This window comes from Acinetobacter sp. UBA3025, assembly GCF_002367915.1.
GTDB lineage: Bacteria > Pseudomonadota > Gammaproteobacteria > Pseudomonadales > Moraxellaceae > Acinetobacter.
The window spans coordinates 1-3,555 of sequence record NZ_DFDO01000132.1 but is presented as its reverse complement, the minus strand read 5'-3'; the positions used below and the strand labels follow the sequence as shown (position 1 = coordinate 3,555).

Here is a 3,555-nt window from a genome sequence, read left to right as displayed (position 1 = left end):
CCCCACTCACCAAATTTTTCTTTCTCAATATTAAAAAAGAAATTTGAAGAGTAGGGCTGGATGCTAGGGTCTTAATAAATTAAGAAAATTCACCTTGAGAGCGTTCTTTAGCCCAGTCACGCAGGATAAATTTCTGTAATTTCCCGGTTGAGGTTTTTGGAATCTCGGTAATCACTACATCTTTAGGTACTTTAAAACGCGCCAGATGTTGCTTGCAGAATTCGATAATCTCTTCTGCTGTAGCAGTTTGTCCTGCTTTCAGTTCGACAAAGGCACATGGTACTTCCTGCCAGCGTGGATCTGGTTTTGCCACCACGGCTGCCGTGAGAATAGCAGGATGCTGATAGAGCACTTCTTCCACTTCCAGCGATGAAATGTTTTCACCACCTGAAATAATCACATCCTTAGAGCGGTCGGTAATTTTTGCATAACCATCAGGTTGGCATACTGCCAGATCGCCAGTATGGAACCAGCCACCAGCAAAGGCTTCTGCAGTTGCTTCCGGGTTCTTTAAATAACCTTTCATGACGATGTTGCCACGGAACATGATTTCCCCCATGGTCTGACCATCATGTGGCACTTCCTGCATAGTGTCAGGATCAAGCACTTTCATGCCGTCTTGCAGTGGATATGGTACACCTTGACGAGAATGCAGTTGTGCTTGTTCCTGAATCGACAGGTCTGACCAGCCTGCCTGAGACGCACAGAGCGCAGAAGGGCCATAGGTCTCGGTCAAGCCATAGACGTGAGTTACATTAATACCGATATTGCGCATGCCTTCAATGATTGCAGCAGGAGGCGCAGCACCGGCTACCATCACTTCGACACGATGATCAAACTTGGTCTTTTTCTCTTCAGGAGTATTGATCAGCATAGACAGTACAATTGGTGCACCGCAGAAATAATCCACTTTATGTTCAGCAATGAGTTTAAAGATCAATTCCGGATCAACCTTGCGTAAGCAGACGTTCGTACCACCATTGGCTGCCATGGTCCAGGCAAAACACCAGCCATTACAGTGGAACAGCGGTAAGGTCCATAAGTAAGTGGCACGCGGCATCATGCCACAGGCAATGATATTACTTGCTGCATTAATATAGGCGCCACGGTGATGGTAAACCACGCCTTTCGGATTGCCTGTAGTTCCAGAAGTGTAGTTCAGGCTAATCGCATTCCACTCATCATCCGGTAAATGCCATTCAAAATTGGCATCGCCTTGAGCCAGCCAGTCTTCATATTCAATCTGGCCGATACGGGTATCTTCACCCTCAAATTCCTCATCAGCCACGTCAATCACATAAATGTCTTGCTGTGGAACCAATGCCAAAGCTTCTATTGCAACTGCAGAAAATTCTGGATCGACCAGCAGTACTTTGGTCTCAGCATGTTCCAGCATGAACGCCAAAGTTTTGGCATCCAGACGGGTATTTAAAGTATTCAGGACCGCACCCGCCATTGGCACAGCAAAGTGTGCTTCAATCATTGCAGGTACGTTTGGCAATAAAACTGAAACGGTATCATTTTTACCGATGCCTAAATTCTGGAGCTGGTGGGCAAACTGACGGCAACGATTGTATTTTTCACGCCAGGTAATACGACGCTTACCATGAATGATCGCGCTTTGATTCGGGTAGATATAAGCCGCGCGATCGAGATAGCGTAAAGGTGACAGCGCTACAAAATTGGCAGGGGTGCGCGGTAATTCATCGTATGCCTTAACCATTGTAAAACTCCGTTCTATATTTATTTTTCATCTCCTGTTAAAAAAGATATGCAATTCTTGGAAGTCTTGCAGTTATGCTTTAGTCGAGTGCAAATGTATAATTTTAAAAATTTAAGCAATTGAATATTAATAAAATTATTTTTAAGCACCGATTTTTTTGAACCTATGGGTTCCCATATTTGCCTTTTTAGGTATTTTACTCTAAATGGGTGTTAAAAATAGCCTCAGCCAAGGAATAACAATGAAAATACAACAGGCGGATGCAACATGGCGAAACTGGTCAGGAAGCCATTACAGTTCTCCTCAAATTTTCGAGCTTAAAGAAATCAATGAATTGTAAACTCTGGTGAAGTCACATACGCAGATTCGTGTGGTGGGTGCAGGACATTCATTCAGTGCGCTAGCCAAAACCGATGAGGTATTGATTCGTCTGGATCATTTCAAAGGCGTGATAGATGTAAATGAAGCGAAAGCTCAATGTACTGTACAGGCAGGTACGCGTTTATATGGGCTGGGTGAATATTTAGCCCCTCTTAATCAGGCTTTGATCAATCAAGGCGATATTGATCAGCAAAGTCTAGCGGGTGCAGTCTCGACCGGTACACATGGCACGGGAATTGATTTACCGTGTTTATCTGCTTTCGTTCAAGGCTTTGAATTACTGACTGCAGATGGCGAATTATTGCAATGTGATGAGCAGCAAAATACGGAAATTTTTCAGGCGGGGCGGGTGGCACTAGGCGGTTTTGGAATACTCACCAAAATCACCCTGCAAAATCGGCCGCGTTATAAATTAAAAGAACAGATCTGGTTGTGTTCATTAAAAGACATATTTTCAATATCGATCAATGGAAACATCAGCATCGGCATATTGAGTTTTGGGCATTTTTACATGCTGATCAGATCATGCTGAAAACACTGGATGAAACGGATGAACGCATTCAGCCAAGAAAAGAAAGCTGGCCATCAGAAGACTGTTTACTGATGTTATGTTCTGAATTGACACGGTTATTGCCGTCTACCAATCCTTATCTGCAAAAGCTGCTCGGTGTTTTGTCCAACCGACCTGTTTTGTAGATTGGTCCAGTCAGATTTTCCCCGCACCGCGTAATACCCGATTTAATGAAATGGAATACCAGATTCCGGTTGAACTAGGCTTGCAGTGTCTGGAAGAAGTACTGCATTGTTTAAAGCAGCATCGTGTGCCGATGTTCTTTCCGATCGAGTTTCGTTATATCAAAGCGGATGACATCTGGCTCAGTCCATTTTATCAGCGGGATTCAGTTTCAATTTCTATCCATCAGTTTTATAAGCAGGATTATCACGTCATTTTTAATCTAGTGGAACCGATTTTTCAGAAATATCAGGGGCGACCACATTGGGGGAAATTGCATAACATGCATGCCGCATCACTGCGTGACTTATATCCAAAATGGCCTGAATTTATGGCGCTACGTCAGCAACTGGATCCGCAGAAAAAATGGCTGAATCCCTACTTAAAACAACTGTTTCTAGCTAAGTAGCAGGAGTAGAAGATGCAATCAACTTATTTTCAGCAACTGACCCAAGACCTAAAACAGCAGGGTACGGGTACACCACAACTGATTCTCGATTTGGCTTGGTATCAGCATAATCTGGATGTTGTGCAGTCAAAGCTACCTGCGCAATTAAAGCCACGTCTGGTGGTAAAATCCCTGGCCAGTACCGAGTTGCTTCAATTAGCCAGTGAAAAGCTGAATACCCAGCGTTTTATGGTATTTCATTTGCCACATCTTCGGGAAATTATCGGAGCATTTCAACAAGCGGACATTCTGCTCGGTAAGCCAATGCCG

Annotated in this window: 1 protein-coding gene and 2 pseudogenes; 2 read left to right on the top strand and 1 reads right to left on the bottom strand. The window is 43.9% G+C overall.

Annotated features, from left to right (window positions below; genetic code table 11):
• Positions 1-79 precede the first annotated feature (79 nt).
• The gene (locus B4J23_RS05680; protein ID WP_034170833.1) at positions 80-1,723 is read right to left on the bottom strand and encodes an acyl-CoA synthetase; all 1,644 of its coding nucleotides are present in this window, start codon (positions 1,721-1,723) and stop codon (positions 80-82) included.
• Between the two features lie 241 nt (positions 1,724-1,964).
• Here B4J23_RS05680 and B4J23_RS05675 point away from each other — a divergent pair.
• A pseudogene (locus B4J23_RS05675) lies at positions 1,965-3,246 on the top strand (D-arabinono-1,4-lactone oxidase).
• Positions 3,247-3,258: 12 nt separating this feature from the next.
• Positions 3,259-3,555, top strand: a pseudogene (locus B4J23_RS05670) (alanine racemase); the annotation flags it as partial.